Here is a 3,329-nt window from a genome sequence, read left to right on the forward strand (position 1 = left end):
CCCCTTAAAAAGGGGGACTTTGAGAAGAATCTTGTCCCCCCCTTATTAAGGGGGGTTAGGGGGGATCGGAATTCACGAGCAGCCTCATAAAAAATTGGTATCAGTGGTTATTGGTTATTCGCTTTTGGTTATTGGTAACAGTTAACAAATAACTAACTGTCAACTGTCAACTGTCAACTGTCAACTGTCAACTGTTTAAGTCCATTCGACGAGTTCGGGTTGGGCGGCTGGATGAATGTAGGCGGGTTTTTCTCGCGGTAATTGACCGGACAATACTAAATGAGCCATGGTGTCGCAAATGACGCGAGTTGCCATTAATGAAGTCATATCGCTGACATCATAGGGTGGGGAAACTTCTACTACTTCCAAACCGCAAATAGGTGCTCTTTGCACTATTTTGCCGAGTAAAGATAGAGCTTCGCGCGGCAACAAACCGCCCGGTTCCGGCCAACCTGTACCGGGGACAAATCCGGCGTCGATGCAGTCGATGTCAAAGCTGATATACACGCAGTCGGTGCCGTCTAGGGCGCGTTCTAGGGCGAATTCTACGGCGGCATCAATGCCTTTTTCTACGATGTCGGTAACGGTGAGAATATTAGTCGCACGTTCGCGACAAACTTTCACGCCTTGGCGGGGAACTTGCCAGCCTCCTATGCCTAGTTGTACTAGGTTTTTGGCGGGGGCATTTTTCATGTTGGTGGCATGAAACCAAGGACAAGTGTGCATCCGTTCGTCGAGGTCGGTTTCTTGAGTGTCGGCGTGCCTATCGAAGTGAATGATGCCGACTTTTTTATCGCCTAAGTGTTGACAAATGCCGCGGACTGTGGGAAAACCAATTGAGTGATCGCCTCCTAATATAATTGGAAATGCGCCGGAACTAAAGATGTGGGCGATGCCTTTTGATATTTGATCGAAGGATTTTTCGTTGTTAGCTGGAATGGTGAAAATATCGCCGACATCGCAAAGAGTTATTTGTTCGCGCAAATCCACTCCTAATTCAAAGTTGTAGGGCGTGTAGAGTGCGGAAATGCGCCGAATTCCTTGGGGGCCGAAGCGGGTACCGGGACGGTAGGTGGTGCCGGAGTCGTGGGGTACGCCGACTATTGCTACGTCGTATTCGCCGACTTTGCGCACGTCTTCGACGTAGGGCGCTTTCATGAAGGTGTTGATCCCTGCATAGTGCGGGAGTTCGCCGCGACTGAAGGTGGGAATGCTGCGATCGCGAATACTTTCTGCTGCTTCTAATCCGTATTCTAACCCTTTTGATACTTCTTGCTGCCAGCCTGTCAGCGGCAGTCTGGCTTCGAGTTCTAAGGCGCGTTGCGCTTGGCTGGGAGTCTGCCCGTTGTTGGGGGCTGGGCTTTGAAATAAGGGGTTTTCAGAAGGATTTTCAGTCATTTGGACACCCTAGATGTTTGCAAAACAATCGCGATCGAATTAGCCGTCGCCAATGCAGAAAGCCCGGGGAAAAAACACCCAGTCTTGCCGATTGGTGTATTTCTCCCGGGCTTTTATCCCGCCGTGCGGCTGGCCGATATTTGACTAAAAACTTTGAGTTTTCGATCGACCAACTTGCCTCTCTCGGACCAGCATTTGAGCGATCGCCCAAACCGGAACCCTAGAGGCATCAAATTATTGAGGTCATCTTAGCCAGTGAGTTGAGTCAAAAATGTATTGAAAGTTACTCTCCTCGCCTTAAAAACACGATCTCAGTCCTGCGGGGTAGACTGTTTTTGGGCAAAAGTTGTCGGCAAATTTTAGTGACGCTTGAGCGATCGGCACATAAAATAGATTGATGACTTATGGCTTGTGACTAAATGAATCCTATAAAATTCGGTACAGATGGCTGGCGCGGCATCATTGCAGACGATTTTACCTTCGCTCGCGTAGCGTTGGTAGCTCCCCTAGCAGCACAAGTTCTCGCACAAACCGGCGGCAATAATGCCAGCAGCGGCACTGTAATTGTCGGTTACGACCGCCGATTTCTGGCTGAAGATTTTGCCCAAAATGCGGCGGTTGCCGTCCAGAACGCCGGATTTGACGTGCTCCTGAGCGAATCCTACGCCCCAACTCCGGCTTTTAGTTTAGCAGCAAAACAATTAAATGCTTTAGGTGCGATCGTCCTGACAGCCAGCCACAATCCCGGCGCATATTTAGGATTAAAAGTCAAGGGCTCATTTGGCGGTTCAGTTTCGCCCGAAGTTACGCAACAGATAGAAGCAAAACTCGAAAATCCGGCGGCACTTTCAGCAACTCCCGGAAAATTGGAAAATTTCAATCCTTGGCCGGCTTACTGCAAAACCTTGCGGGAAATGGTGGATATTCAAGCGATTAAAGAAGCGATCGCATCCGGGAAAATTACAGTATTTGTAGATGTAATGCACGGCGCGGCGGCGGGCGGATTAGCTCAAATTTTAGAAGAAACTGTACAAGAAGTTAACAGCGATCGCGATCCGCTGTTTGGAGGCGGTGCACCCGAACCCTTGCCGCGCTACCTGTCGCAGTTGTTTCGCGTGATGCGCACTCACCAGAGAAAAGCATCCGGTTTGTCGATCGGATTTGTATTTGACGGAGATAGCGATCGGATTGCAGCCGTTGACTCTAGCGGAAACTTCCTCAGTTCGCAAATCCTAGTTCCTATATTAATCGAACACTTAGCCAAACGGCGCGGCTTTACCGGGGAAGTCATTAAAACAGTCAGCGGTTCCGACATCATGCCGAAAATTGCCGAACTTTACGGCTTACCATTGTTTGAAACGCCGATCGGTTACAAGTATATCGCCGATCGAATGTTAACCACCCAAGTCCTAGTCGGCGGCGAAGAATCCGGCGGAATCGGCTACGGTACGCACATTCCCGAAAGAGACGCCTTACTATCAGCGCTGTACTTGCTAGAAGCCGTTGTCAAATCCGGTGAAGATTTGAGCGACATCTATCGCCGACTGCAAACAGAGACTAATTTTACTTCAGCTTACGACAGAATCGACTTGCATTTAGCAAATATGGACGAACGTTCGCGCTTGCTGGGGCTGTTAGAAAATCAACCTCTCACAGAAATCGCCGGAAAATCGGTTGTAGATTGCAACAAAGTAGACGGATACAAATTCCGTTTGGCTGACGGAAGTTGGCTGTTAATTCGGTTTAGCGGTACTGAACCGGTGTTGCGGTTGTATTCAGAAGCGGCGACCTTGAAAGAGGTGATGCAAAACTTGAATTGGGCGAAAACTTGGGCACAGAAAGGTTAGAGTTTTACAGCCGGTGAATGGTACGGGCGAGACGCCCGTGCCACATTTAAATTTCCTTAAAAAAGCTCGTTTGTAGTAAGGACT

Annotated in this window: 3 protein-coding genes and 1 riboswitch; of the genes, 2 read left to right on the forward strand and 1 reads right to left on the reverse strand. The window is 49.1% G+C overall.

Annotated features, from left to right (window positions below; translation table 11 throughout):
• Positions 1–195: 195 nt before the first annotated feature.
• A complete protein-coding gene (locus tag QT974_RS32695) occupies positions 196–1,398 on the reverse strand; it encodes an agmatinase family protein (RefSeq protein WP_333472520.1) in 1,203 nt (400 codons plus the stop codon).
• Between QT974_RS32695 and QT974_RS32700 the strand changes: the two genes are divergently transcribed.
• Both QT974_RS32700 and QT974_RS32705 read left to right on the forward strand, forming a co-directional pair.
• Positions 1,399–1,542: a hypothetical protein gene (locus QT974_RS32700; protein ID WP_333472521.1), complete on the forward strand. Its 144-nt coding sequence runs from the start codon at positions 1,399–1,401 to the stop codon at positions 1,540–1,542.
• Positions 1,499–1,633, reverse strand: a riboswitch (guanidine-I (ykkC/yxkD leader). Its footprint overlaps the gene before it by 44 nt.
• A gap of 184 nt (positions 1,634–1,817) precedes the next feature.
• Positions 1,818–3,245 (forward strand): phosphoglucomutase/phosphomannomutase family protein, encoded by a 1,428-nt coding sequence (locus QT974_RS32705; protein ID WP_333472522.1) that lies wholly within the window; start codon positions 1,818–1,820, stop codon positions 3,243–3,245.
• Positions 3,246–3,329: the final 84 nt, after the last annotated feature.

Origin of the sequence: Microcoleus sp. BM001215392, assembly GCF_036700185.1 — a bacterium.
Taxonomy (GTDB): Bacteria; Cyanobacteriota; Cyanobacteriia; order Cyanobacteriales; family Microcoleaceae; genus Microcoleus.